Raw genomic sequence first — 25,139 nt, forward strand, 5'->3', positions numbered from 1 at the left:
TTGGTGCACTTCATCCATCACGCCATACTTGGCGCAATGCGCAAGGCGCAGCTCAACGTGCCCTCAACCGCTCGGCTTGGGAACATCCAAACAAAGCTGGCGCTCAAGCTCTCGGTTGTCTTGAGAGGTGGTTAAACGGTGTGGATGCGTCTGTTGTTGGGCGGCTGATCTGCGGCTTGGCTGCAGGGCCCTTGCCCGCCCACCATCGCGGGACACGCCGCAAGTACGTCCATGTAGGCTCTTACGCGGCATCCATGCCGCGTAAGGTCCCGCGACGGTGAGCGGGCAAGGGCCCGTCGAGAGTGTCGGTGTGTATGGTTTTAAAATAGCCACCGACTAACTCTCTGGTGCGGTGTCCTCGCCGCTTGCGGGACCGTGTGGCGGCATGGAGGCCGCCACCGAGCCCCCAGGGACGGGTTCATGGCGTGTCCCGCGAGCGGCGAGGACGCCGCGCACTCGACACACTGGTTTCGGATAGGCAAACGATGGAAGTCTCGCTGCTTCGGGTTAGCGCGATGCCAAGCCAGCCCTCCGCCGATGCCTGTGCTGCGCGCTATGCGATCCTGTGCATCGCTTTCCAATGGACACGATCACGCCATGGCGGTGGATGCATTTGCGTTGATTCTGGCGATGTTGGGGCTGGGTCTGCTGTTCGCCCGCTTGCGGGTGCTGCCGGACAACAGCGCCGACGTGCTCAATCGCATCGTGTTGTATATCTGCCTGCCGGCCTCGGTGCTGACCTATGTGCCGCGCCTGCATCTGGATGCTTCGCTGGGTGGGGTGATCGCCACGCCGTGGGTGTTGACCGCGATCATCGTGCCGCTGCTGTGGGGCTGTAGCCGTGTGTTTGGATTCAAACGCGAGGAATACGCTGCGCTGCTGATGTGCGTGGTGTTCACCAACTCCAGCTTCATCGGCTTTCCGATGGTGCGCGCGTTGATCGGCGATCACGCGCTGCCGTATGCGGTGGTCTACGACCAGTTCGGTACTTTCGTGCTGCTGTCCACGTTTGGGTTGTATGTGCTGGCGCGCTACAGCGGCGACACCCCACCTACCGCGCGGATGATCCTGCTGCGGGTGCTGCGGTTTCCGCCGCTGTGGGCGCTGTTGTTCGCACTGACGTTGATGCCGGAGCAGCCGCCGACCTGGATCGGTTCGGGATTGAAGAGTCTGGCCGATGCGATGCTGCCGCTGGTGATGCTGGCGGTCGGCTTTTCGCTGCAGTTGCGTTTGCCTGCGGACGAGTTAAAACCGCTGGCAGTGGGGCTGGTCTTCAAACTTGCGTTGATGCCGATCCTGGCACTGCCGTTGTCCTGGGCGCTTGGCCTGCATGGCGCGATGTTGCAGACCAACGTCCTCGAATCGGCCATGCCTACCATGATCACCGCCGCCGCATTGGCCATCTCGCATCGGCTGGCACCGCGCCTGGCCGCAGCGATGGTTGGCTACAGCATCCTGCTGTCGCTGCTGACCTTGCCTGCCTGGGCCTGGTTGCTGGCACGTCTGGCGGCGTGATGCCAGGCGCGAACTCGCGCTGCCACGTCGGTACTGCCGCATCGCAGGTTCAACGCGCACCCGCGTTAGCCTCGCAGCCAATGCTGCAGTGCGATGACAATGCGCTGCATGCAGAGCCGCCAATCGACACCACAGCGCGCGAGGTCATGACGCAGGCGCAGGTCGCGCAGAAGCTGCTGCGCACGCGCGCAGCACTGGGATTTTCCGAGCATGGATTACGGCTGTTGGAAGATCGCCCGGCTGGCAGTCGAGCGGTTTAACGTCTTTCGACTACTTCCTCACCGTGTCGCGGTGTACGCTGCCGGCTTGCTCCCGGAAGCGAGGCGTGCATGAAGACAGTCCTGGTGGCCGGCTCCAAAGGCGGCGTAGGCAAGACCACGATCGCCACCAATCTGGCCGCACATGCGGCCTTGCAGGGCCAGCGCACCGTGCTGGCAGATGCCGATCCGCAGGGCTCGTCCACGCGCTGGGCGCAGCGTCGCGCCAGTCTGGAAAGTGCGGTGCTGCCGATCGACGCCACCCGCCGTCGCAACTGGCAGGCCGCAGTGCCCGATGGCACCGATCAGCTGATCATCGATGCCCCGGCCGGGGCGATGGCCGAGGATCTGAGCGGCTTTCTGGACCACGTCGATGCCATCGTGGTGCCGGTGCTGTCCTCGGCACTGGATATCGAAGCGGTGGTGGGTTTCCTCAACACGCTGGCCAAGGTGCCGCGCGTGCACCAGCGCAAATTGCCGGTGGGCTTGGTGCTCAATCGCGCGCGCCCCTGGACCCAGACCTCGCAGCAGGCTGCCGAGATGATCGGCACCTGGCCGTATCCGCTGGTGACCCAGCTGCGCGACACCCAGGCCTACGTGGTCATGGCCGGGCTGGGGCGCAGCCTGTTTGACTACCGCTCGGCGCAGGTGCGCGACCATCAACAGGACTGGGAGCCGCTGTTCAAGTGGCTCAAGAAGGCCTAAACCGGATAGTTTCTATGCGCGAATTGATCTTGTTGCGACACGCCCACGCCGAGCCGGCCGATACCGGCCAGGCCGATCTGGACCGCCCGCTGTCCCCGCACGGCATCGCCGAGGCGGAATCGGCCGGCCGCTGGCTGCGCGAGCAGCGCCTGGTGCCCGACCGCGTGCTGTGCTCGCCGGCCCGGCGCGCCCGCGAGACGCTGGAAGCGGTACTGGAGCTCACCGGCTATATCGAACAACGCCTGGACGAGCGCATCTACGAAGCCACGCCCGGCACCCTGGCCAGCCTGGTGGACGAACACCGCGACGCCGAGCGCTTATTGCTGGTGGGCCACAACCCCGGGCTGGAGCGGTTGGCAGCGCTGATGCACAGCGGCCAGACCGGCGACTACCGTGGCATGCCTACCGCCGCGATCGCCCTGCTGGCGCTGCCGCTGGAAGCAGCCATCGAACCGGGGATCGCCCGCCTGACCGCCTTCTGGTGGCCTTGATCCGTGTCATCGTCGCTGCGCTGGTACGCCTGGCTCGCGCTCTGGGTCGCTCTGCCCTGTATGGCGCAGCAGAAGGTGCATTCCATCGACCCGGTGCAATCGCGCTTCGGGTTCGAGATCAGAACGCGCTTCGGTATGAAGATCGAGGGGTTCTTCCCGCGTTTTCGCGGTGAACTGGTGGAGTTGCCAGACAAACGCCAACAGGTGCGCTTCCGGCTGGACGCCACCCAGGTGGAAATCCCCGGCAAGGATCGCTACACCGCGTGGATGCGCGGCGAGGATTTCTTCGATGTCGCCCAGTACCCGGTGGTGGAATTCGAGTCGCTTCCCTACACCGAAGCGGTCGTGAAGCAGGGGGGCGACATCACCGGCAACCTGACCATTCGCGGAATCACGCACATCGAGACCCTGCATGTGGCGCCAGCTGAATGCGCGCGGCCGGGCTATGATTGCGACGTGATCAGTCGTGGGACGGTGCTGCGTGGACGTTACGGAATGAATGCGTGGCAGATGGCCCTGGGTGACAGGGTGACGTTCGTTCTGCGTGGGCGGTTGCAGGAGGCGCGGCGCCCGTGAGTTTCCTGTTGAAGGTGCTTGTGCTGGCAACGCTGTTGCTCGGCACCGGATGCGCCGGCCTGTCGCAAATCGAACGCAACCGTGCAGCAGGCGTGGCTTCTGCCGCGCGCAGTACGCTGGTGAGCTGCACCCAGGCCAATCGCTGTGCACTGTCCTCGCCGCTGCGCGCGCTGGGTGGCGAGGCGATCACCAGCTCCACTGCGGCTGCGCCGCGGCACTACGCCACCATCGTCGATCGTGGCGAAGAGTCGTTGGTCGCGCGGCTCAATCTGATCCGCAGCGCCACCCGCAGCATCGATCTGCAGACCTATATCTTCGACAAGGACGACAGCGCGCGCATGGTGCTGGATGCACTGATCGACGCGGCGCAGCGCGGGGTCAAGGTGCGCATCCTGATCGACCAGCTGTCGGCGATCGCCGATCTGCAGATTCTCGGCGCGCTGTCCAGCACCCATGAAAATCTGCAGCTACGCATCTACAACCCCACTTTCGGCAAGGTCAAACTCAATTACTTCGACTATGCCGGCAGCGTGGTGTGCTGTTTCCGTCGCTTCAACCAGCGCATGCACAACAAGTTGCTGGTAGTGGACGATGTGCTCGGCGTGGTCGGCGGCCGCAACTACCAGGACGACTATTTCGACTGGGACAGCGAATACAACTTCCGCGACCGCGACGTGATTTTGGCCGGCCCGGAAGTGCGTGCGATGGCGGCCAATTTCGACGCGTTCTGGCGCGCGCAGCGCAGCGTGCCGGCCGAGCGCCTGAACGATGTCGGCCGCCTGCTGCTGGAGCAGGGCGCGCCGAAAATGCCGCCGGCCGACATCCGCCGCCCGGAGCGGGTGGCGCGCGTCGACCGTGAGGCGCGCGATGCGCAATTCATCCGCGATGCGTTCGTGACCCCGGCCATGCCGGTGCAGCGCGTGCTGTATGTGGCCGACCTGCCGCAAAAACACCGCAAGGAACATGCCGCCAAGGCGGTGTCCACCGCGCCGGAGCTGGACGGCCTGATCGCCGGTGCGCAGCAGGAAGTGCTGCTGCAGACGCCGTATCTGGTGTTGTCCGATGAGGCACAGGCGATCTTCCGCACACTGCGCACGCGCCCGCAGCCGCCACGCATCGTGGTCTCGAGCAATAGCCTGGCGGCCACCGACAACCCGATCGTGTATGCGCTGTCGTACAAGTTCAAACGCCGCAACCTGCGCGAGCTGGGCTTCAACATCTACGAGTTCAAGCCATTTCCGCTGAATGCACCGGTGGACTACGCCAATCTGGTGCCCGACCCGCTCAATCCGCAGGCCGCCGAGCCGGTCGAGGGCGACAGCAGCATCAATCGCGTGATCAGCGGCAGTGCGGCCGGCAACGCGGTGCGTGGCAGCGGTGGCAGCAATAGCAACAGTGGCAGCGGAACACCGGGGAGTGCCATTCGCGGCAGCGGTGGTGGCGCGGGGCGTGCGCCCGGCGGCAGCGAGGTCGACCGACGTGTGCTGCGTACCGAAACGCGGCCCTCGTTCCTGGGCACGCGTGCGGTCAACAAGCCGCTGCCGGTCACCCGCGCCGGCGCGCGCATGGGCCTGCATGCCAAGTCGTTGGTGGTGGACCGGCGCATCGGCGTGATCGGCACGCACAACTTCGACCCGCGCAGCGAGAACTACAACACCGAAGCGGCGGTGGTGATCGACGATGCGCGCTTTGCGCAGGCGCTGGCTGCCAGCATCGAGCGCGACATCGCCCCGGAAAATGCCTGGACCGTGGCCTCGCGCGAAAAGCCGCCGGTGCTGAGCGGACTGAACTACAGCGTGGGCAAGGTGTCCGAATCGTTGCCGGTGCTGGATTTCTGGCCCTGGCGCTATGCCACCAATTACGAATTCCAGCCTGGCCCCGGCTGCCCGTTTCCACTCAAGCGGCAGGACCCGCAGTTCCGGCAGTGCTACGTGGCGGTGGGCGACTTCCCCGAGGTCAACGTCGGCCCGAAGTGGTTGCTGGTGCGGATGTTGACCGCCTTCGGTGCCGGCCTGGTGCCGATTCTGTGATCGCATAGGCGCGCCGCTCACTGGCCGCTATCGTGACGATATGTCTCTGGCGCGGAGACGGAACTGCGCCTGGATCAATCAGGGCAGTCAGCGGCAGTCGAACCAGATCCTCCGGGCGCAGATGCTGTTGCGATTCCCGATTCCCGATTCCCGATTCCCGATTCCCAATCCCCAATCCCCAATCCCCAATCCCCAATCCCCAGCCTATGACCTTCCGCGAACCAGTCGATCTTGCCGCCCTCAACGCCTCCAGCCGCGACACCTTGATCGAATATCTGGGCATCGTGTTCACAGACGCCGGCGACGATTGGTTGCGCGCCACCATGCCGGTGGATTCGCGCACCAAGCAGCCGTACGGCTTGCTGCACGGCGGTGCGTCGGTGGTGCTGGCCGAAACCCTGGGCAGTAGCGCCGGCAATCTGTGCGTGGATATGACCACCCAGACGTGCGTGGGGTTGGAGATCAACGCCAACCATCTGCGTGCGGCGTATCAAGACGTGGTCACTGGCACCGCGCGCGCCGTGCATATCGGGCGCAGTACGCAGGTGTGGGACATCACCATCGAAAACCCGGCCGGCAAGCGCGTGTGCGTTTCGCGGCTCACCTTGGCCGTGGTCCCGCGCGGCAATGGCTGAGCCCGCCGTGCAAGCACATGGGTGGAACAGCGCCACCCGCTGCCGGCACTGCGCGCGTGCCAAGCTGCTGTCACAATAGTCGCGCTTCCTTCCCCTGGTACCGGTCCCGTTCCTGCAATGAGCGAGTCATCCCTGGACGCCACGCGCGATGCTGGCGGCGTGCTGCGTTGGTTCCGGTACCTGTATCGGGTACCGCTACTGCTGGTGCACCTGAGCATCTGTCTGCCGATCACCATGCTGTGCGTGGTGGCGCCGCCGCTGGCGCGCATCCGTACCGGCCACGACGACACCCTGGACGAGTGGATGATCCGCTGGTGGCAGGGCAATCTGATGCGCATCTTCGGATTTCGTTTGCGTCACTTCGGCACTCCGCTGCCGGGCGCTGCGTTGTTCGTCGCCAATCACGTCAGCTGGATCGACATCTCGATGCTGCACAGCCAACGCGTGATGGGCTTTGTGGCCAAGCGCGAGATCGCCGGCTGGCCGCTGGTGGGCTGGCTGGCGGCCAAGGGCCAGACCATCTTCCATCAGCGCGGCAATACCGAATCGCTGGGCGGCGTGCTGCAGGAAATGCTGGCGCGGCTGCAAAGCGGCAAGCCGGTGGGCGTGTTTCCGGAAGGGCGCACCCGCGGCGGCACCGAGGTCGGCCCGTTCCATGCGCGCATCTTCCAGGCCGCAGTCGAGGCCGGCGTGCCGGTGCAACCGGTGGCGTTGCGTTACGGCGAGCGCGGCAATGCGCAGGCGGTGGTGGCGTTCGGCGAGCGCGAGAGTTTCTTCGACAATATCGTGCGTCTGCTCGGCGAGCCGGCGCGGCTGGCCGAAGTGCATTTTCTCGAGCCGATCCGCGCGCTGGATATCGACGGACGTCGCCGCCTGGCCGACACCTCGCGTCAACGCATCATTGCGGCAATGGAGTCCTAGCCCGCGATGCGTATGCTCATCACTCCTGCGGCCGACGCGACAGTGCCTGGCCCGATGAGCGCATGAACGTCTCCGACTACTCGCCGCCCCGCTGGTTGCGCAATCCGCATGTGCAATCGCTGCTGGGCAGCAGTGCGTTGCGCCGGATCCGCAGCCGCCAGTTGCTGGCCGCCAGCGGCGCGGTGACCAGCGAACATATTCTCGACGGCGGCGACGGCGTACGCCTGCAGGGCTGGATGAGCATCCCGCCCGGCGATGCACCGGTGCGCGCCACCGTGCTGTTGCTGCACGGCTGGGAAGGCAGCGCCGATTCCAATTACATGCGGCTCACCGCTGCGCGCCTGCTGGGCCTGGGCTATCAGGTGTTCCGGCTGAATTTCCGCGATCACGGCGGCACCCATCACCTCAATGTGGATCTGTTTCACTCCGATCGCATCGATGAAGTGGTCAATGCTGCAGGCGATCTGTGGCGGCGCTTTCCCGCGCCGCAGTTATTGGTGGCCGGTTACTCGCTGGGCGGCAATTTCGCACTGCGGCTCGCCTTGCGCGCGCCGGCGGCCGGCCTGCCGGTGGCGCGGGTCGCAGCGGTGTGCCCGCTGCTGGATCCGGCCGCCACCATGCTGCAGCTGGAAAAAGGCCCGCAGTTCTACGATTGGTATTTCCGCCGGCGTTGGCGCGAATCGCTGCTGCGCAAACGCAAGCTGTTTCCCGATCAGCACGGCTACGACGATGCCACCCTGGCGCTGGACATGCGCGGCCTGATGGCCTGGTTGGCCGAGCAGCACACCGGGCACGGCTCGCTGCAGGCGTATTTCGACAGTTATTCGATTGCCGGCGAACGCCTGGCCGGCTTGCAGGTGCCGGTCCACATCCTGATGGCCGAAGACGACCCGGTGATTCCGTTCGCCGATTTCGCCGGCTGGCATCTGCCCGCGCACGCACAGCTGGAAATCGCGCGCTGGGGCGGCCACTGCGGCTTTCTGGAAAATGCCCGTGGCGATGGTTTTGCCGAACGTTGGGTGGCCGAGCGGCTGACCGCTGCGCTCTAGAGCTTGCTCTCTGCGTTGCCGTGCCAAGTGATGCGCGGCGCATCGCTCCAGGCACACCAATTACCCAGTCAGACAAAATAGGCAACTGATGCGCCTTTTAAGTCGCCGCGCCAAAAGCGACTTGAACGAATTGCTAGTCCGCGTAAGAGCTCAGTGTCCCTTCCCACCATCCGTTGGCAACAAGACGCAATGGCTCGAAGTAAAAACATTGTTGATTTATGCGAAGTTTCAGCAGCCCGGTGCCTATGAGCGCAGGTAGCGTTGGGCCTTTAACTAAGGTCCTACTTCTGCCCGGGGGTTGCCAGCTCTGAGCCCCCATAGGCATTGGTACGTTGATTGGTCGAGCAACTGATTCTTCAACCTGTACGTTGAATGCATTTTCCCCAATGAATAGATGTCCAGCGACCATTCTTAACCTTCCGAGCTTTACGCGTTTGATAAGAAAATCCAAGCTAGCACGCGTTTTTCAGGGCAAGATTTCATTGTTTCCGAAGCTTGATGTGCGTGCCCAGCGTGCTTGCCCTGTGTCGCATATCTTTTCGATGTGCATAAGACCCTAAGCCGTCCCACCGCGCATCGTTACAATAGGCGTTTGTCCTGGACACACCACCGCCATGCAAGACGCCATTCTCCAAGCCCTGCGCCGCAATGCGGCCGACGATGCGGTGGCGCTGGCCCGCGAGTGGGTCATCAGCGCGCCGGATGATGCCGCCACGCATCGCTGGCTCGGCCTGGCCTTGCAGCAGCAGGGTCAGCCAGCGCTGGCGCTGGCCAGTATCGAAACCGCGTTGACGCTGACGCCGGAAGATGCCGACCTGCATCTGCTGCGCGCCGGCTTGCTATTGGCCACGCGCGATCTGTCTGCGGCCGATGCCGCGTTGTCGCGCACCACCGCACTCGACCCGAACCAGTTCAACGCCTACGTGATGCAAGCGCATCTGGCGGTGGCGCGTGGCGATCTGGATGATGCGCAGCGGCTGAGCCGCACCGCAGCGCGGTTGGCGCCGGAGCATCCGCAGCTGCTGGCCGTCGATGGCGTGGTGGAGCTGCGCCGCGGCCAGAGCGACCACGCGCTGTCGCTGCTCACCCGCGCCGCCGAGCAGTTGCCGGACGACCCCCGGGTGCTGTTCGCGCTGGGCTTTGCGTACCTGCAGAAAGAACACTTCGCGTTCGCCGAGCGCGCCTTCGAGCGCGTGGTCGAGCTCAATCCGCCGGGCACCGCGCTGCGCGCCTTCATCGCCCAGCTCGCCCAGCGCCAAGGTCGCCTGGACGATGCGCTGGCCGCGATGCAGGGTGTGTTCGCCCAGCCCGGTGGCGACATCCCGGCCATGCGCCGGCTCGCGGGCGAAATGGAATTGCAGGCCGGTCGCCCCGACCAGGCCGTGGCGCATTTGCGCCTGGCGCTTGCGCACTGGCCGGCCGACCGGCGCACGCTGCACGCGCTACTGACCGCCTGGGAGCGATTGGGCGCGGTCGACGACGCACGCGACACTCTGGACGCGGCGTTGGCCACCTCGGTCAGTGCGCATGATCTATGGCTGGCGCGGCTGGCGGTGGAGCCGGTCGGCGGGCCGCAGGCGCAGGCGGTGATCGAGCGCTGGCTGCTGGGCATGCCCGAGCATCTGCCCGCACTGGAAGCGCTGATGCGCGTGCACGACATGCAAGGCCATGCCGAAGAAGCCGAAATGGTGGCGCGGCAGATCGTGGCGGTCGAGCCGGGCCGCATCAGCGGCGAGCAGCGCATCGTCGAAGCCTTGCTGGAGCGCGACCCGCCGGCAGCGATCGCCTGCGTCCAATCCTTGATCGACTCGCTGCCCGAGAACCAGCAGACCGTGCTGCGGCCGTGGCTGGGCAATGTGCAGGACCGCGCCGGCCAGCCCGACGCGGCGCTGGCCACCTGGATGCAGTTCCAGCGCGAGCAGGCCCAGCACCGTCTGCCGTTGCCGCCGCAGGCCGCGAAGCAGCCGATGCAGTGGCCGGCGTTGGGTACGATTCCCGACGCGGTGACCGCGCGCCCGCTATTCGTCTGGGGCGTGCCCGGTTCGCATGTCGAACGCCTGATCGCAGTGATGGGCGCGGCCACCCCGCTGGTGCGCGACGACCGTTACGGCACCACTCCGCCGTCCGACGCGCTGCAGAGCTATCGCAGCGTCGAACAGCTGGCCTCCGGCGAACTGGCGCCGCTGGCGCTGGTGGAAGGCTGGAAGGCGCAACTGCCGCGGCGCGGTATCGACGACGGCAACGTCATCGACTGGCTGCTGTGGTGGGACAACACCTTGCTCACTGCACTGCGCCCGCACCTGCCCGAAGGCCGGCTGGCAATCGCGCTGCGCGACCCGCGCGACATGCTGCTGGACTGGTTGTCGGCCGGTGCGCCTGCGCCGTTGGCCGTGCAATCGCCGCAGCAGGCCACCGACTGGTTGCTGGCGGCGCTGGAGCAGCTCGCCGTGCTGCACGAGCGCGATCTGTATCCGCACCGGATCATCCGTCTGGACGGCATCGAGAGCGACCCGCAGGGCATTTCCACCGCACTGGAACAGGCCTTCGGGCTGAGCTTCCCGCTGATCGAGCCGCGCGGCCCCGCACGCCTGGCATCGGGCCGCTGGCGCAACTATCGCAGCGTGCTGGGCGCGCAATTCGATCTGCTCACGTTGATCGCAGTGCGCTTCGGTTATCCGCAAGACTGAGCGGCGACCGAAATGGCTGCGCTCACTGTCGGGTGGGCGCGGCATTGTTCGCTGGCGTGATGAACCGGCAGCGATACACCCAACCGAGCGCATCAGAGGGTTCCATTGCGATGGCTTCCACTGCTGCGCAGACCCAGGCACCCTGATCAGCATCATCCCTCACGGAGACCCTGCATGCGCCTGACCAGCAACAGCATCGAAAACGGCAAGCCCATCGCGGTGGAGTTTGCGGCCGGAACGCCGGAGGGCTTTGCGCCCAACCGCAACCCGCATCTGGCCTGGAGCGAGGTGCCCGAAGGCACGCGCTCGTTCGCGCTGCTGTGCCTGGATCCGGATGTACCGACCGTGCCGGAAACCGTAGGCCGCGACGATGTGCAGATTCCGGTCGACCAGCCACGCACCGATTTTGTGCATTGGGCCATGGCCGACATCCCCGCTGAAGTGCACGAGATCGCCGCAGCCAGTTGCAGCGACGGCTTTTTGCCCAAGGGCAAGTCGCAGCCGGCCGGCCCGGCCGGTGCGCGTCAGGGTCTGAATTCGTACACCGAATGGTTTGCCGGCAATGCCGACATGGCCGGCAACTACCTGGGCTACGACGGCCCGTACCCGCCGTTCAACGACTTGCGCGTGCACCGTTATTTCTTCCGCGTGTTCGCGCTGGATGTGGCAACGCTCAGCCTGCCGGAGACCTTCACCGCGGCCGATGTGCTGTCGGCGATTCAAGGGCATGTGCTGGCCGAGGCGGCATTGCATGGCACCTACACATTGAATCCGTCGCTGCGCTAAGAGCGCCTAACAACGGCTGTGCCGCCGTCATGCGGACGCCGTCGCTGCCGAGGAGAGCTGCCGGTTCACACGTTGCCCGGCGGCTCGGTCGTGGCATGTATCAATCGATCACTTCACTCCTGCATGCCGTCCGCATCTGATCTGACGACCGCTCGCTATCTGTTGGTAGTTACTGTCAGTAGCCTGCATCTGCACGTCGCATCTGCGCGCGTGGATCGCATCGGCGATCACGCGATTACGCCACGCAGTCAAAACTCGACTGCTAACCGCTGGCTTCGATCATTTGATCGAGCACATACACCGGTGCGCCGTTTGCGCCTGCAGCAGCTGGATAACGCGTCACCCGCAGCAAGGTGCGGATGCCGGTTTCGTGCTCGAAGCCTTCGATCTTGCCCTCGAAGGTTTGCCAGCGCTGGGTGACGGGCTGCCCCGTTGCATCCTGCTCGCGTAGCTGCAGGCATTGGCGCGATGGGTCGGAGGCGCACGGCACCGTCTCTGCGGCCACTTCGATCAACACCGTTTGGCCGGGGCCGCCATAGCGCGTGTCTGCGGTGGCGATGCCACCGAAGACCAGGCGGGTACCATCGCTGCGGGTCAGGGTCAGCCGTGGCGCGGTCTGCACGCTGTTCAACGCCACCGCGAAACGGCCGGACAGCAGCTCGCTGGCGGCGCGCTCCTGCGCCATCCGCCGTGATTCGGCACACAAGCGCTTGCTCGACACCACCCGGCCGATCTGCAACTGCGCATCGGCCACGCTGTAGTTGGCGCCCAGCGCATTGCAGGTCTGGCTGACCTGGATGCGTTCATCGCTGAAATCCAGTTGCAGTGGCGCAGTGCCCTCGACAAACAGGCTGCGCAACGCGGTGCCGTGCGCATCGCTGGCCTGCTGCAACTGCCAGTGCTGTGCGCGCAGGGCGGCCCGCAGCGGGGCATTGTCGGCGGCCGGTGCGGCTACCGCATCGGATTGCGCGGCAGCGCTGAGGGAGGAGCCGGGTGCGTCCGGCGAAGCGCCCGACCCGCAGGCCGTCACGCCCGCCGCCAGCAGTGCAGGGGCGAAGAACATGACACGCATGGGCGGCTCCCGGTGATCAATGCCTCAGTGATACCGCCACCGCGCGGCCAGGGCAATGACGGGCGTCACTGCCTGGGCGCGTGCCACGCATGTCGCGCTCGCTTGAACATGCATGCCGCGCGGCGACAGTTGAGGCGTCAGGCCGCAGCCGGCAGCCACAACAGCAGCGCGGCGCCGAGCACGATACGGTAGACCGCAAACACCGTGAAGCGATGCTTCTTGATGTAACCCAGCAGCCACTTCACCACCACAAAACCGGTGATGGTCGCCGCCACGAAGGCCACCGCCACATCGGCCCAGTTCTCGCTGCCGAAGCCGCCTTCCTTGTACATCTCCAGCAGCGCATAGCCACTGGCCGCGAACATGGTCGGGATGCCCACCATGAACACGAAATCCGCCGCAGCCGAGCGCTTGCTCAGGCCCAGCAGCATGGCCAGGAAGATCGCCGAGGCCGAGCGCGAGGTGCCGGGAAATACGCCGGCCACTACCTGCGCCAGGCCGACTGCGATGGCCACCTTCCAGGTCACCACGTCGCGCTCGGGCAATTTGCCGGCAAAGTGCTCGGCCACCAGCATCCACAGCCCGCCGATCAGCAGCGCCCAGGCCACCGGATGCACGGTTTCCGGCAGCTGCCAGCCGGCCTTGCGCACGATCAGCCCGACCACTGCAGTGACCAGGAAGGCCACGCCGATCTTGAGCACGTAGTCGCGATTGTCGCGTTCGCCCAGGCCGGTGGCCAGGGTCCACAGCTTCTGCCGCAGCGCCAGGCAGATCGCCAGGATCGCGCCGGCCTGGATGACGATATTGAAGAAGTCAGAACGGCGTCCGAGCCATTGTTCGGCGATCAACAGGTGGCCGGTGCTGGAGATCGGCAGGAATTCGGTCAAGCCTTCGAGAATGCCCAACAGCAGGGCGGAGATCAGATCGGACATCGGACTGGGGGAGGGATGGGGGAGGCGTCAGGATAGTGCATTGCGGCATGCACCATATCGGTGCGCATTGCGATCAATTAGCACCACCAAGGTGCTAGTGCAGCCTGAGCGGCCTCTAGCGATGCAAGCAAAATCAAGGACTTGTGAAAGTATGACGCTTGGCACGGTCCCTGCTGTAGTACCGCCCACGAGCCACTTAACTTCCCCTGAGGTTTCTTCCGATGTCCGTGGAAAATGTTGAAAAGCTGATCAAGGACAACAAGGTCGAGTTCGTCGACCTGCGCTTCGTCGATATGCGTGGTGTACAGCAGCACATCACCTTTCCGGCCAATATCATCGAGCCGGCGTTGTTCGAAGAAGGCAAGATGTTCGATGGCAGCTCCATCGCGGGTTGGAAGGGCATCAACGAGTCGGACATGGTCCTGCTCCCGGACGCAGGCACCGCTTATCTGGATCCGTTCTTCGCCGATCCGACCATCGTGCTGACCTGCGACATCCTCGATCCGGCCACCATGCAGAGCTATGAGCGCGACCCGCGCGGCATCGCCAAGCGCGCCGAGGCCTATCTGAAGTCCTCCGGAACCGCCGACCAGGCGTTCTTCGGCCCGGAGCCGGAATTCTTCATCTTCGATTCGGTGCGCTTCGCCAACGACATGGGCCACACCTTCTTCCAGGTTGGTTCGGAAGAGGCAGCCTGGAACACCGGCGCCAAGTACGACGGCGGCAACAGCGGCTACCGTCCCGGCGTGAAGGGCGGCTACTTCCCGGTTCCGCCGACCGACACCCTGCACGACCTGCGTGCGGAAATGATCAAGACGCTGGAACAGGTCGGCATCGAGACTGAAGTGCACCACCACGAAGTGGCCACTGCCGGCCAGTGCGAGATCGGCACCAAGTTCAGCTCGCTGGTGCAAAAGGCCGACGAACTGCTGACGATGAAGTACATCATCAAGAACGTCGCCTACCGTAATGGCAAGACCGCGACCTTCATGCCCAAGCCCATCGTGGGCGACAACGGCTCGGGCATGCACGTGCACCAGTCGTTGACCAAGGGCGGCGTCAACTTGTTCTCCGGCGACGGCTACGGCGGCCTGTCGCAGATGGCGCTGTGGTACATCGGCGGCATCTTCAAGCACGCCCGTGCGATCAACGCCTTCTCCAACTCCGGCACCAACAGCTACAAGCGTCTTGTCCCGGGTTACGAAGCGCCGGTGATGCTGGCCTACTCGGCCCGCAACCGCTCGGCCTCGTGCCGCATTCCGTGGGTCACCAACCCGAAGGCGCGCCGCATCGAGATGCGCTTCCCCGATCCGTTGCAGTCCGGCTACCTGACCTTCACCGCGCTGATGATGGCCGGCCTGGACGGCATCAAGAACCAGATCGACCCGGGCGCGCCCAGCGACAAGGATCTGTACGACCTGCCGCCGGAAGAAGAGAAGCTGATCCCGCAGGTCTGCTCCAGCCTGGATCAGGCGCTGGAAGCGCTGGACAAGGACCGCGAGTTCCTCAAGGCCGGCGGCGTCATGAGCGACGACTTCATCGACGGCTACATCGCGCTGAAGATGCAGGAAGTCACCAAGTTCCGTGCTGCGACCCACCCGTTGGAGTACCAGCTGTACTACGGCAACTGAGTTCCACCGCGGTGATGGCGGAGGCCCCCCCTCCCACCTCCGCCATCGCCGCCCATGTTCGATAGGTCCATGGTCCATTCCGTGGACTTGCAGGGGTCTTGATAAGGGTATCGAGAGAGCACTGGATCGCGACGCGCGGGCCTGACCTCTCCCACGAGGCGGATGCACTGGCATCCGCTGGGGTCTGCGTGCTCGCGAACGAGCGGATGCCGGGGTTGGCATCCAGGGGAATGACACCGCCGGGCGGCGCAATGCCGGCCGGTTTTTTCCACCATTCGGGGTATGCGCATGAAATTGATCACCGCCATCATCCGGCCGTTCAAGCTCGACGAGGTCCGTGAGGCCTTGTCCGCAGCGGGCGTGTCGGGCATCACCGTGACCGAGGTCAAGGGTTTCGGACGCCAGAAAGGCCACACCGAGCTGTACCGCGGCGCCGAGTACGTCGTCGACTTCCTGCCCAAGATCAAGATCGAGACGGTGGTGACCGACGACCGGCTGGACGCAGTGGTCGAGGCGATCCAGAACGCCGCCGGTACCGGCAAGATCGGCGACGGCAAGATCTTCGTGACCGCGATCGAGCAAGTCGTACGCATCCGTACCGGCGAGATCGGCGCCGATGCGCTCTGAATCCCCCACCCCAGGAGTCCTTATGAAGACAGGTCTTTTCGCCGGGTGGAAAGCCCGGTTCTACAGCGTCTGCATGCTGATGCTGTTCAGTGCGCTGGTGGTGGGCGGCATGGGTAGCGCGCATGCGCAATCCACCCCGCAGGTCACCCCGTTGCCGACCGAGCCGGTCACCACCGAACCGCTGCCGTCCGCGCAGCCGGAAGCCGCCCCCGTGGCGGCCGCCGAGGCTGCACCCGTGGTCGAGAAGGGCGATGTCGCCTGGATGCTGACTTCCACTTTGTTGGTATTGCTGATGGTGGTGCCGGGTCTGGCGCTGTTCTACGGCGGCATGGTGCGTGCCAAGAACGTGCTGTCGGTGCTGATCCAGGTCGCTGTGGTGTTTTCGCTGCTGACCATCCTCTGGGTGCTCTACGGCTATAGCCTGGCGTTCTCCGGCGAAGGTCCGTGGATCGGCAATCTGGACAAGGCACTGCTCAAGGGCGTGACCATCGAAACCCTGTCGGCCACCTTCACCAAGGGTGTCAGCCTGCCGGAATACGTGTTCGTGGCGTTCCAGGCGACCTTTGCCGGCATCACCGGCGCGCTGATCGTCGGTGCCTTTGCCGAACGCGCCAAGTTCGCCGCGGTGCTGTTGTTCTCGGTGATCTGGTTCACCTTCGGCTACCTGCCGCTGGCGCACATGGTCTGGGCCACCGGTGGCTATCTGTTCGGGCTGGGTGCGCTGGATTTTGCCGGTGGCACCGTGGTGCACATCAACGCCGGTATCGCCGGTCTGGTCGGTGCCTACTTCGTCGGCAAGCGTGCCGGGTTGGGGCGTGAGGCGATCAAGCCGCACAACGTGACCCTGACCTTCGTCGGTGCGTCGCTGCTGTGGGTGGGCTGGTTCGGCTTCAACGCCGGTTCCAACCTGGAAGCCAATGCCGGTGCGGCGCTGGCCTTCCTCAACACCTTGCTGGCCACTGCCGCGGCGGTGCTGGGCTGGTCGTTGACCGAGAAGATCATCAAGGGCAAGTCCTCCGCCCTGGGTGTGGCCTCGGGCATGGTCGCCGGCCTGGTCGGCATCACCCCGGCCTGCGGCACGGTGGGTCCGTTCGGCGCGATCGTGATTGGTCTTGCCGCTGGCGTGCTGTGCGTGTGGGGCGTTACCGGTCTCAAGCGTTTGCTCGGTGCCGACGACAGCCTGGACGTGTTCGGCGTGCATGGCCTGGGCGGCATCATCGGCGCGATCCTGACCGGCGTGTTTTCGGCGGCCTCGCTGGGCGGCCAGAAGGGTGGCGATTACGACATCGTGCATCAGGTCGGCATCCAGGCATTGGGCGTGGGCATCACCCTGGTGTGGATCGGTGTGGTCTCGGTGGTGGGTTTCCTGGTCGCCAAGCTGGTGTTCGGCCTGCGCGTCACCGAAGAAGCCGAGCGTGAGGGGTTGGACATCACCTCGCACGGCGAAGCCGCATACGAGTCTTGAGCATGAACACCCGCAGCCATGCCGCTGCGGGTGGCACGACGACCCGGCCGGGACTGCCCGCCGGGTCCGTTTTTCCCCGCGGCGCTGGTTGGCGCGGGTCAACTGCCGAGGTGTCTGCATGACCAGCCCCACGCCTGTCCCTGTCGGCGCGGATGTGCGCTGGATCGGTGTACGCCACCGCTCGTCGGCCCCGAATTCTTTTCTGCACGCTTCGTCTAGCGCGACATCCGCGCACGTCGATGCTGCTTGCACTAAATTGGTGCAATGGTGATTTCTTCTTCGATGCCATCGCTGGACAGCCTGGGCACCCCGGTGGCCTGGGCCGACCGCGAGGGCCGTGTGCTGGGCGTCAATCCAGCTTTCGCGCGCTGGCTTGGCGTCAGCGCACGGCGACTGGTCGATCAACCGCTGGCCGCGCTGGAAGTACAGGGCGATGCGCTCGCCCGCTTCCTGCTCAACGACGAACGCGATGTGCTGCGTCTGCATCGGCTGGCCCTGGGTCTGCCCAACGACGCACCGCGCTTTGCCGAAGGCTGGCTGTCGCGGCTGGACGACGGCGGCTGGCTGCTGGAAACCCACCCGGTCGACGAATTCCCCGCGCTGGATCCCACCCATGCACTGCCTAACGCCCTCAGCGCTGCGCTCAAGGGTCTGGCGCACGAGCTGCGTAATCCGCTGGCCGGGTTGAAGGGCGCCGCACAACTGCTGGCACGCCGTTCGGCCGGGCGCGACGAGGACGAGCGCGAGCTGATCGAATTAATCGGCACCGAGATCGAACGCCTCAATACCTTGCTCGAGCGCCTGCTCTCGCCTACACCGGCGCGCCCGCACGACCGCCTCAATATCCATGTCGTGCTGGAGCGCGTGCTGCGCCTGGCCGAAGCCGAGGGGGGCTGGTCGGTGCAGGTGCAACGCGATTACGACCCCAGCATTCCCGACATCCTTGGCGATGGCGATCGCCTCACCCAGGCGGTCTGGAATCTGGTGCGCAACGCGTTCCAGGCCGGTGCCACCCGGGTGACGTTGCGCACCCGCGTCGAACATGGCCAGCGCATCCGCGACCGCGTGCATGCGATGTCGCTGCGGCTGGAGATCATCGACGACGGCGGCGGTGTGCCCGAAGAACTGGCCGAGCACCTGTTCCTGCCGCTGGTCAGCGGGCGCGCCGAAGGCAGTGGCCTGGGCCTGGCGCTGGCCCAGCAGGTCTCGCGTGAACACCACGGCACGCTGACCTACCGCTCGCGCGCCGGCCATACCGTTTTCACCCTGCTGTTGCCCGAGCTGGCCGGCGATCACGACAAGGAGCATCTGCATGGCTGAGGCCGCCGCCGCATCCCACCATATCTGGGTGGTCGACGACGACCGTTCGGTCCGCTTCGTGCTGTCCACCGCCTTGCGCGATGCCGGCTACGCCGTGGATGGCTTCGAAAGTGCCGCCGCCGCACTGCAGGCACTGGCCATGCGGCCCACCCCCGATTTGCTGTTCACCGATGTGCGCATGCCCGGCGAAGACGGCCTGACCCTGCTCGACAAACTCAAGTCCAAGCACCCGCAATTGCCGGTGATCGTCATGTCGGCCTACACCGATGTGGCCAGCACTGCCGGCGCGTTTCGCGGCGGCGCGCACGAGTTCCTCTCCAAGCCGTTCGACCTGGATGACGCGGTGGCCCTGGCCGCACGCGCGCTGCCGGATGCCGATGCCGGCGTCGACGCACTGGTCGGTGTGCCGGTGGCGCAAGGCTCGGCCGCGCTGATCGGCGACACCCCGGCGATGCAGGCGTTGTTTCGCGCCATCGGCCGGCTCGCGCAGGCACCGCTGTCGGTGCTGATCAACGGCGAAACCGGCACCGGCAAGGAACTGGTCGCACGCGCGCTGCACAACGAATCGCCGCGTGCGCGCAAATCCTTCGTTGCCCTCAACACTGCCGCCATTCCTGCAGAATTGCTGGAAAGCGAATTGTTCGGCCACGAAACCGGCGCTTTCACCGGTGCCACCAAACGGCACATCGGCCGCTTCGAACAGGCCGACGGCGGCACGCTGTTTCTGGACGAAATCGGCGACATGCCGCTGCCGCTGCAGACCCGTTTGCTGCGCGTGCTGGCAGAGAACGAGTTCTTCCGTGTCGGTGGGCGCGAACTCATCCGTGTCGACGTGCGCGTGATCGCCGCCACCCACCAGGACCTGGAAGCCCTGGTCGAACAAGGCCGCTTCCGTGCCGACTTGCTGCATCGCCTGGACGTGGTGCGTCTGCAATTACCGCCGCTGCGCGAACGCCGCGGCGACATCGCGCAACTGGCCGAAAACTTCCTGGCCATGGCCGGTCGCAAGCTCGACATGCTGCCCAAACGGCTGTCGTCGGCCGCTTTGGAAGGCCTGCGCCACTACGACTGGCCCGGCAACGTGCGCGAACTGGAAAACGTGTGCTGGCGCCTGGCCGCCTTGGCCACCGCCGACATCATCGACGTGGTCGATGTGGAAGCCGCATTGGCGCGTGGCGGCCGTCGCCAACGCGCCGGCCGCAGCGACGGGCAATGGGACGAGATGCTCTCCAGCTGGGCCGCACAACGCCTGAGCGAAGGCGCCCAGGGCCTGCACGCCGAAGCCCGCGAACGCCTCGACAAGACCCTGCTCGAAGCCGCCCTGCAACTCACCCAGGGCCGCCGCGCCGAGGCCGCCGCACGCTTGGGCCTGGGCCGCAACACCGTCACCCGCAAACTCGGCCCAGGGCGCAAACGCCGCTGATGTATCGCCTGGCCCCGGCTAAAGCCCGCTCCGCTGGAAGAAGGAACGGCGCGTAGGCGATACAGGCTTACCGCAATCGTGCATCAGACCGCACGCGGAGTTGAGCCCCTCTCCCGCCGGGAGAGGGGTTGGGGTGAGGGTACGGGGCGAAGCCTCACGCACCCAAACGTCACTAGCGCTTCGCCCGTACCCTCATCCGGCGCTACGCGCCACCTTCTCCCGGCGGGAGAAGGAAACAACGCACGCGATCCAGGCTTATCGCAATCGCACATCGGTGCTACCGCGCATCCGTCGACCCGCACCTCAAAACAACCCGACACTCCACACCAACCCCGTAAACTCCCGATCAGCCGGCAAGCGCATTTCATGACACGTGAACATGTGCCCGCATAGGTTTCCAGCCTGATCAGGAGAACAGCTCGATGCGTTACCGGTCGTCCACGATCGTCGCCCTCACCGCTCTGGCGCTGGCCGCCTGCAGCAGCACGCCACCCCCGCCGAAGACACCGCCACCGCCCGTGGCGCGTGTCGTGCCCACCCGTCCGGTGCAACAGGCCGAAGCGGCGCTGGCCTCGGCCTCGGGCAGTTTGGTCAGCGGTCGGGTGGTGCTGGTGCCTGCATTACAGGGAATCCGTATCACCGGCACCGTCGGCGGCCTGCGCCCGGGCGGTGTTGCCGGCTTCCATGTGCACGAGCGCGGCGATTGCAGTGCTGTCGATGCCAGCAGCGCGGGTGCGCATTTCAATCCGACCGGTGCACCGCACGGGCGCGCCGGTAGCAATCCCCACCACGCGGGCGACATGGACAATCTGCGCGCCGATGCCGAAGGCGTTGCGCACCTGGACATGATCATTGCCGGCATCACCCTGGGCGATGCCGCGCCCACCGATGTGATCGGCAAGGCGCTGATCGTGCATGCCGATCCAGACGACTATCGCAGCCAGCCCAGCGGCAATGCCGGCGCACGTCTGGCTTGCGGCGTCATTCGCGTCACCCAATGGCGCACACCCCCTTCGCAGCCCTGAGTTGGGGCATCCATGGCCGCAACTGCGGCCTCTCTACAGGAGTTTTTCATGCGCATTCTTCCCACGACGTTGTTCCTGGCCACTGCGTTGGTGCTGACCGCGTGCAAGCGCGACGAACCGGCACCGGCCGATCCCGCACCCGCACCGCAGGCCGGCACGCCAGACGAAGCGGCGCATGGCGGCGAGCATGCCGCCTCCATGGTCACCGAAGCGGCAGCCACCACCACCGCAACCGCCGAGCTCAAGCCGACCAAGGGCAATGAGGTGAAGGGCACGGTGAGCTTCAAGACCGTCGACGGCGCGCTGCGCGTCACCGGCCAGCTGAGCGGCCTCAAGCCCAACAGCGAGCACGGCTTCCACATCCACGAAAAGGGCGATTGCAGCGCACCGGACGGCAGCAGTGCCGGCGGCCATTTCAACCCGGCCCAATCCGATCACGGCGCCGTCAGCGCCGACCCGCATCACGGTGGCGACATGCCCAACATCAAGGCCGACGCGCAGGGCAATGCCAGCATCGATGGCCCGGTCTCGAGCAACGTCAATCTCGGCAAGGCCGACCAGTTCGATATCGCCGGCCACGCCGTGATCGTGCATGCCGATGCCGATGACTACAAAACGCAGCCCACCGGCAACGCCGGCGGCCGTCTGGCCTGCGGTGTGATCACCACCGACAACGCGCCGGCTGCGACCAAGTAAGTCAAAGAAGCGGGCAGACAAACAGACGCCGCAGTGATCGATCACTGCGGCGTTATTTGTTTGGTACACACCTGCCAAGCATTGGTGCTGGTTTCAGTGCACGGACCAGTTCAGCACATGGATGTAAGGCGCGTAGGCGCGTGCCATGTTTGTCACCAAAAACGCCGGTTTTCCAGTACGCGCTAACAGTTCAAAGTTCAAAGTAACCGGCGCGTTGCTTACGCAGCCAACGCCTGACGTGGATCCTGCCCCGGTTCCACATGCACATACAGCACTGGCAGCCCATGCGCTTCCAGCACGGCGGCCATCTGCCGCTGGCGTGAGAGGTATTGCTCGTAGACGCCGCGCAGACGCTCGCAGTTTTCGCGGTCGTGGGTGTAGTAATCGCACCAGCCGGCCGGGTCGAACAGCGCGATGCGCACTTCGCCGTCGATATAACGCAGCACCGGCTCGGGCGGCTGTTGCAGCCATTCTTCAGTGTGCGGAGCCAGCAGGGCGGCTTCGATCAGCGGCCATAGCGGCGCCAACCCTTGATTGTCGTACTGCATCGAAATCATCGCCGCCAGATCGTTCGCGGTGAGATAGCGCGCGTGTTCGATGCGTGCGCCGAAGCTTTCCTGCGCCAGCAAGGCGGTGTCGGCCTGCGCCATGCCCTGGGCCAGCAGCACTTCTTCCATCGCATCGGCCACGGTGGCGACGATGTCCGGATCGCCAGACAGCAGGAATGGCAGCACGCGCAGGCCGCCGCCGGTGAGTTGTGCATCGGCCTGGAACGGCAACGGAATCTCGCCCTGCGCATCGGCACCGAAGGCCAGCACGCGCGGGCCCTGATCGCGTCCTGGTGCGCGCGCCTGCAGCTCTTCCAGCCGGCGATGCAGCGGCCAGCCTGGCCGCAGCACTTCGGCCGGGTCGAAATGCGCCATCGCCACGCTTAGCTCCAGCGCGCGGATCTCCGGGATCCACTGCGCCAGGTCGCGGCCGATACGTTCGGCCAGCATGCCGGCCTGCTCGGGCGCCAAGGCGCCGCGCTCGGGGGCGCTGCCGCCCGTCAATTCCAGCGCCATCACACCCATGGCGGTCACGCCGTGTTCGGTCTTGCTCATGATTCGCGGTTGGCCCATCACGGGGTCGAAGCTACACTGCGGCCATTATGCCTGCCGGCCCTGTGCAGGCCATGTCCCCGAGTCCTCCATGCCAGGTCAACCGATGCCAGCAGCCCGTCCCGTCGCCATCTTGGGCGGCGTTCGTATCCCGTTCTGTCGTCAGAACACCGCATACGCGGACGTGGGCAACCTGGGCATGTCGGTGCGCACGCTGGGCGCGCTGGTCGAGCGCTTCGGGCTGCATGGGCAGCAACTGGGCGAAGTGGCGATGGGAGCGGTGATCAAGCACTCCTCGGACTGGAATCTGGCCCGCGAGGCGGCGCTGTCGTCCGGCCTGTCGCCGCTGACGCCGGGCATCACCCTGCAGCGCGCCTGCGGCACCAGCCTGGATTCGGTGATCACCATCGCCAACAAGATTGCGCTGGGGCAGATTGATTCGGGCGTCGGCGGCGGTTCGGACACGACGTCCGAAGTGCCGATCGTCTACGGCAAGAAGCTGCGCGCGCGGCTGCTGGCCGCCAACCGGGCCAAAGCCACCGGCGACAAGCTCAAGGCGCTGTTGCGCGGCTTCAAGTTCGGCGAGCTCAAGCCCGAGTTCCCCGGCGTGGCCGAGCCGCGCACCGGCAAGAGCATGGGCGACCACTGCGAGGACATGGCTAAGGAATGGAACATCGCGCGCGATTCGCAGGACGCGTGGGCGGTGGCCTCGCATCACAAGCTGGCGGCAGCGTATGAGCGCGGCTTCTTCGATTCGTTGATCGCCCCGTTTCGCGGTGTCTCGCGCGACAATATTTTGCGTGCGGACACCTCGCTGGAAAAACTCGCCACGCTGCGCCCGGCGTTCGACAAGACTTCCGGCCGCGGCACGCTGACCGCGGCCAATTCCACCCCGCTCACCGATGGCGCTGCTGCGGTGCTGTTGTCCAGCGAAGCCTGGGCGCTGGCGCACGGCCACACCCCGATGGCCTATCTGCGCGATGCCCAGGTGGCGGCGGTGGATTTCGTGCATGGCGAAGGCTTGCTGATGGCGCCGACCATTGCAGTGCCGCAGATGCTGGCGCGCCAGGGCCTGACCCTGCAGGACTTCGACATCTACGAGATCCACGAGGCGTTCGCCGCCCAAGTGTTGTGCACGCTGCGCGCCTGGGAAAGCGAGGACTACTGCCGCAACCGCCTTGGTCTGGATGCGCCGCTGGGCCGCATCGACCCGGACAAGATCAACCCGCTGGGCTCGTCGCTGGCCACCGGCCACCCGTTCGCCGCCACTGGCGCGCGCGTGGTGGCAACCGCCGCCAAGCAGCTGGAAGAACGTGGCGGCGGGCGTGCGTTGATTTCTATCTGTACGGCCGGCGGCATGGGCGTGGTCGCCATCGTGGAGCGCTAAGCTGCTGCGCAGCGGGATTAGGCATTCGGGATTGGGGATTCGCTAAGGCGAAGTTCTTTTTGCGAATCCCGACATCCCCAATCCCCAACCTGCAAGGACGCATGGATGTCGAACGATGATGTTCGTGAACCACCCACCCTTTACCTGACACCAGCGCAAGGGGAGGTGTGGCGCGAAGGCGATGTGCTGGTGTGCACGCCGGGCGCCGATCTGCCGCCGCGTTGCGTCAAGTGCAATGCGCCGGTCGACGACTTGCCGCGTCGCTATATCTTTCATTGGCATCACCCGGTGATCTATCTGGCGCTGTTGATGGGCATATTGCCGTATCTGATCCTGGCCATCGTGTTGCGCAAGCGCAGTGCGCATGTGCTGAGCTTGTGCGCCCAGCACGAGCGGCGCCGCGTACGCTATGTCGTCATCACGAGGGCATCGGTCTTGCCGTTGCTGCTAGGCGGTCTTGCGCTGGACGGCGCGATCGGCTGGCTGACCGGCGCTGCTGTGATGGCGCTCATGCTGTTGATCGGCAGACTTGGCTCGCGGGTGTTATCGCCGCAATCGGTTGACCATGAGCAGGCGCGTTTCCTGGGTGCCTGCGATGCGTTCTTGCGCGAGCTGCCAGCACCGCCTTGGGCATCGCGCGATCGATGATCTGCGGTGCGGCGCGTATCTGCAGATATTTTTGTAGCGTTCTTGCGTCGCCGTCGCTGCAGATGTCATCGCAGGCCGGTGAATTTTGGTGGCGGCACTCCCGCTCAGATCCACAAAACAAAAAAGCCCCGGACATGCCGGGGCGTTTCAGATAATCCACA

At 65.4% G+C, this 25,139-nt stretch carries 22 protein-coding genes; 19 read left to right on the plus strand and 3 right to left on the minus strand.

What is annotated here, in order from left to right:
* Positions 1-597: 597 nt before the first annotated feature.
* The 10 genes from FFY45_RS07760 to FFY45_RS07805 all read left to right on the plus strand — a co-directional run bounded on the left by FFY45_RS07760 (position 598) and on the right by FFY45_RS07805 (position 11,652).
* Positions 598-1,515, plus strand: a complete 918-nt coding sequence (locus FFY45_RS07760) for an AEC family transporter (protein WP_115037048.1) — start codon at positions 598-600, stop codon at positions 1,513-1,515.
* 329 nt (positions 1,516-1,844) lie between these two features.
* Positions 1,845-2,477, plus strand: coding sequence for a ParA family protein (locus tag FFY45_RS07765; protein WP_023902097.1), 633 nt, complete (start codon positions 1,845-1,847; stop codon positions 2,475-2,477).
* A 14-nt stretch (positions 2,478-2,491) separates the two neighbouring features.
* Positions 2,492-2,968, plus strand: coding sequence for a SixA phosphatase family protein (locus FFY45_RS07770; protein WP_023902098.1), 477 nt, complete (start codon positions 2,492-2,494; stop codon positions 2,966-2,968).
* Between the two features lie 3 nt (positions 2,969-2,971).
* Positions 2,972-3,544 carry a YceI family protein gene (locus FFY45_RS07775; protein WP_023902099.1) on the plus strand — a complete coding sequence of 191 codons (573 nt, stop codon included), beginning with the start codon at positions 2,972-2,974 and terminating at the stop codon, positions 3,542-3,544.
* Positions 3,541-5,574 (plus strand): phospholipase D-like domain-containing protein, encoded by a 2,034-nt coding sequence (locus tag FFY45_RS07780; protein WP_176339997.1) that lies wholly within the window; start codon positions 3,541-3,543, stop codon positions 5,572-5,574. The genes FFY45_RS07775 and FFY45_RS07780 overlap by 4 nt, the downstream gene beginning before the upstream one ends.
* Positions 5,575-5,780: 206 nt before the next feature.
* Positions 5,781-6,209, plus strand: coding sequence for a hotdog fold thioesterase (locus tag FFY45_RS07785; RefSeq protein ID WP_176339998.1), 429 nt, complete (start codon positions 5,781-5,783; stop codon positions 6,207-6,209).
* 21 nt (positions 6,210-6,230) lie between these two features.
* Entirely contained in the window at positions 6,231-7,130 is a 900-nt protein-coding gene (locus FFY45_RS07790) for a lysophospholipid acyltransferase family protein (RefSeq protein WP_172839254.1), read from the plus strand.
* 62 nt (positions 7,131-7,192) lie between these two features.
* Positions 7,193-8,179 carry a YheT family hydrolase gene (locus tag FFY45_RS07795; RefSeq protein ID WP_104549525.1) on the plus strand — a complete coding sequence of 329 codons (987 nt, stop codon included), beginning with the start codon at positions 7,193-7,195 and terminating at the stop codon, positions 8,177-8,179.
* Positions 8,180-8,793: 614 nt separating this feature from the next.
* Positions 8,794-10,866 (plus strand): tetratricopeptide repeat protein, encoded by a 2,073-nt coding sequence (locus FFY45_RS07800; RefSeq protein ID WP_176339999.1) that lies wholly within the window; start codon positions 8,794-8,796, stop codon positions 10,864-10,866.
* Positions 10,867-11,040: 174 nt separating this feature from the next.
* Positions 11,041-11,652: a YbhB/YbcL family Raf kinase inhibitor-like protein gene (locus FFY45_RS07805; RefSeq protein ID WP_176340000.1), complete on the plus strand. Its 612-nt coding sequence runs from the start codon at positions 11,041-11,043 to the stop codon at positions 11,650-11,652.
* A 262-nt stretch (positions 11,653-11,914) separates the two neighbouring features.
* Here FFY45_RS07805 and FFY45_RS07810 read toward each other — a convergent pair whose 3' ends face one another.
* Positions 11,915-12,724 carry an META and DUF4377 domain-containing protein gene (locus FFY45_RS07810; protein ID WP_176340001.1) on the minus strand — a complete coding sequence of 270 codons (810 nt, stop codon included), beginning with the start codon at positions 12,722-12,724 and terminating at the stop codon, positions 11,915-11,917.
* 137 nt (positions 12,725-12,861) lie between these two features.
* A complete protein-coding gene (locus FFY45_RS07815) occupies positions 12,862-13,656 on the minus strand; it encodes an undecaprenyl-diphosphate phosphatase (protein ID WP_006449211.1) in 795 nt (264 codons plus the stop codon).
* Between the two features lie 221 nt (positions 13,657-13,877).
* Here FFY45_RS07815 and glnA point away from each other — a divergent pair, with 221 nt between their 5' ends.
* The 7 genes from glnA (at position 13,878) to FFY45_RS07850 (ending at position 21,843) form a co-directional block, all read left to right on the plus strand.
* Positions 13,878-15,287 (plus strand): type I glutamate--ammonia ligase, encoded by a 1,410-nt coding sequence (gene glnA / locus FFY45_RS07820; RefSeq protein WP_006449210.1) that lies wholly within the window; start codon positions 13,878-13,880, stop codon positions 15,285-15,287.
* Between the two features lie 288 nt (positions 15,288-15,575).
* Complete coding sequence (locus tag FFY45_RS07825; RefSeq protein WP_002808480.1) at positions 15,576-15,914, plus strand: P-II family nitrogen regulator; 339 nt, start codon at positions 15,576-15,578, stop codon at positions 15,912-15,914.
* 22 nt (positions 15,915-15,936) lie between these two features.
* Positions 15,937-17,379 (plus strand): ammonium transporter, encoded by a 1,443-nt coding sequence (locus FFY45_RS07830; protein ID WP_006449209.1) that lies wholly within the window; start codon positions 15,937-15,939, stop codon positions 17,377-17,379.
* Positions 17,380-17,643: 264 nt separating this feature from the next.
* Positions 17,644-18,699 carry a two-component system sensor histidine kinase NtrB gene (locus tag FFY45_RS07835; protein ID WP_006449208.1) on the plus strand — a complete coding sequence of 352 codons (1,056 nt, stop codon included), beginning with the start codon at positions 17,644-17,646 and terminating at the stop codon, positions 18,697-18,699.
* Positions 18,692-20,122, plus strand: a complete 1,431-nt coding sequence (gene ntrC, locus FFY45_RS07840; protein WP_006449207.1) for a nitrogen regulation protein NR(I) — start codon at positions 18,692-18,694, stop codon at positions 20,120-20,122. The genes FFY45_RS07835 and ntrC overlap by 8 nt, the downstream gene beginning before the upstream one ends.
* Positions 20,123-20,544: 422 nt before the next feature.
* On the plus strand, positions 20,545-21,147 hold the full coding sequence (locus FFY45_RS07845; protein WP_176340002.1) for a superoxide dismutase family protein: 603 nt from the start codon (positions 20,545-20,547) through the stop codon (positions 21,145-21,147).
* 48 nt (positions 21,148-21,195) lie between these two features.
* A complete protein-coding gene (locus FFY45_RS07850; RefSeq protein ID WP_176340003.1) occupies positions 21,196-21,843 on the plus strand; it encodes a superoxide dismutase family protein in 648 nt (215 codons plus the stop codon).
* A 218-nt stretch (positions 21,844-22,061) separates the two neighbouring features.
* On the opposite strand, the gene FFY45_RS07855 is transcribed toward FFY45_RS07850, so the two are convergent.
* Positions 22,062-22,946 (minus strand): hypothetical protein, encoded by an 885-nt coding sequence (locus FFY45_RS07855; protein ID WP_176340004.1) that lies wholly within the window; start codon positions 22,944-22,946, stop codon positions 22,062-22,064.
* 88 nt (positions 22,947-23,034) lie between these two features.
* On the opposite strand from FFY45_RS07855, the gene FFY45_RS07860 reads away from it, so the two are divergent.
* Both FFY45_RS07860 and FFY45_RS07865 read left to right on the plus strand, forming a co-directional pair.
* Positions 23,035-24,330, plus strand: coding sequence for an acetyl-CoA C-acetyltransferase (locus tag FFY45_RS07860; protein WP_176340005.1), 1,296 nt, complete (start codon positions 23,035-23,037; stop codon positions 24,328-24,330).
* Positions 24,331-24,435: 105 nt separating this feature from the next.
* Positions 24,436-24,978 carry a hypothetical protein gene (locus FFY45_RS07865; protein WP_176340006.1) on the plus strand — a complete coding sequence of 181 codons (543 nt, stop codon included), beginning with the start codon at positions 24,436-24,438 and terminating at the stop codon, positions 24,976-24,978.
* Positions 24,979-25,139 lie beyond the last annotated feature (161 nt).

It is taken from the genome of Xanthomonas hortorum, assembly GCF_011305375.1.
GTDB classification, from domain to species: Bacteria; Pseudomonadota; Gammaproteobacteria; order Xanthomonadales; family Xanthomonadaceae; genus Xanthomonas; species Xanthomonas hortorum_E.

Excerpts from the sequence above, each read along its gene's own strand:
- FFY45_RS07785 (WP_176339998.1), top strand. The coding sequence starts at position 5,781 with ATGACCTTCCGCGAACCAGTCGATCTTGCCGCCCTCAACGCCTCCAGC.
- FFY45_RS07810 (WP_176340001.1), bottom strand. The coding sequence starts at position 12,724 with ATGCGTGTCATGTTCTTCGCCCCTGCACTGCTGGCGGCGGGCGTGACG.
- FFY45_RS07850 (WP_176340003.1), top strand. The coding sequence starts at position 21,196 with ATGCGCATTCTTCCCACGACGTTGTTCCTGGCCACTGCGTTGGTGCTG.
- FFY45_RS07825 (WP_002808480.1), top strand. The coding sequence starts at position 15,576 with ATGAAATTGATCACCGCCATCATCCGGCCGTTCAAGCTCGACGAGGTC.
- ntrC (WP_006449207.1), top strand. The coding sequence starts at position 18,692 with ATGGCTGAGGCCGCCGCCGCATCCCACCATATCTGGGTGGTCGACGAC.
- FFY45_RS07795 (WP_104549525.1), top strand. The coding sequence starts at position 7,193 with ATGAACGTCTCCGACTACTCGCCGCCCCGCTGGTTGCGCAATCCGCAT.
- FFY45_RS07855 (WP_176340004.1), bottom strand. The coding sequence starts at position 22,946 with ATGAGCAAGACCGAACACGGCGTGACCGCCATGGGTGTGATGGCGCTG.
- FFY45_RS07830 (WP_006449209.1), top strand. The coding sequence starts at position 15,937 with ATGAAGACAGGTCTTTTCGCCGGGTGGAAAGCCCGGTTCTACAGCGTC.
- FFY45_RS07815 (WP_006449211.1), bottom strand. The coding sequence starts at position 13,656 with ATGTCCGATCTGATCTCCGCCCTGCTGTTGGGCATTCTCGAAGGCTTG.
- FFY45_RS07765 (WP_023902097.1), top strand. The coding sequence starts at position 1,845 with ATGAAGACAGTCCTGGTGGCCGGCTCCAAAGGCGGCGTAGGCAAGACC.
- FFY45_RS07835 (WP_006449208.1), top strand. The coding sequence starts at position 17,644 with ATGGTGATTTCTTCTTCGATGCCATCGCTGGACAGCCTGGGCACCCCG.
- FFY45_RS07760 (WP_115037048.1), top strand. The coding sequence starts at position 598 with ATGGCGGTGGATGCATTTGCGTTGATTCTGGCGATGTTGGGGCTGGGT.
- FFY45_RS07800 (WP_176339999.1), top strand. The coding sequence starts at position 8,794 with ATGCAAGACGCCATTCTCCAAGCCCTGCGCCGCAATGCGGCCGACGAT.
- glnA (WP_006449210.1), top strand. The coding sequence starts at position 13,878 with ATGTCCGTGGAAAATGTTGAAAAGCTGATCAAGGACAACAAGGTCGAG.
- FFY45_RS07860 (WP_176340005.1), top strand. The coding sequence starts at position 23,035 with ATGCCAGGTCAACCGATGCCAGCAGCCCGTCCCGTCGCCATCTTGGGC.
- FFY45_RS07805 (WP_176340000.1), top strand. The coding sequence starts at position 11,041 with ATGCGCCTGACCAGCAACAGCATCGAAAACGGCAAGCCCATCGCGGTG.
- FFY45_RS07770 (WP_023902098.1), top strand. The coding sequence starts at position 2,492 with ATGCGCGAATTGATCTTGTTGCGACACGCCCACGCCGAGCCGGCCGAT.
- FFY45_RS07865 (WP_176340006.1), top strand. The coding sequence starts at position 24,436 with ATGTCGAACGATGATGTTCGTGAACCACCCACCCTTTACCTGACACCA.
- FFY45_RS07845 (WP_176340002.1), top strand. The coding sequence starts at position 20,545 with ATGCGTTACCGGTCGTCCACGATCGTCGCCCTCACCGCTCTGGCGCTG.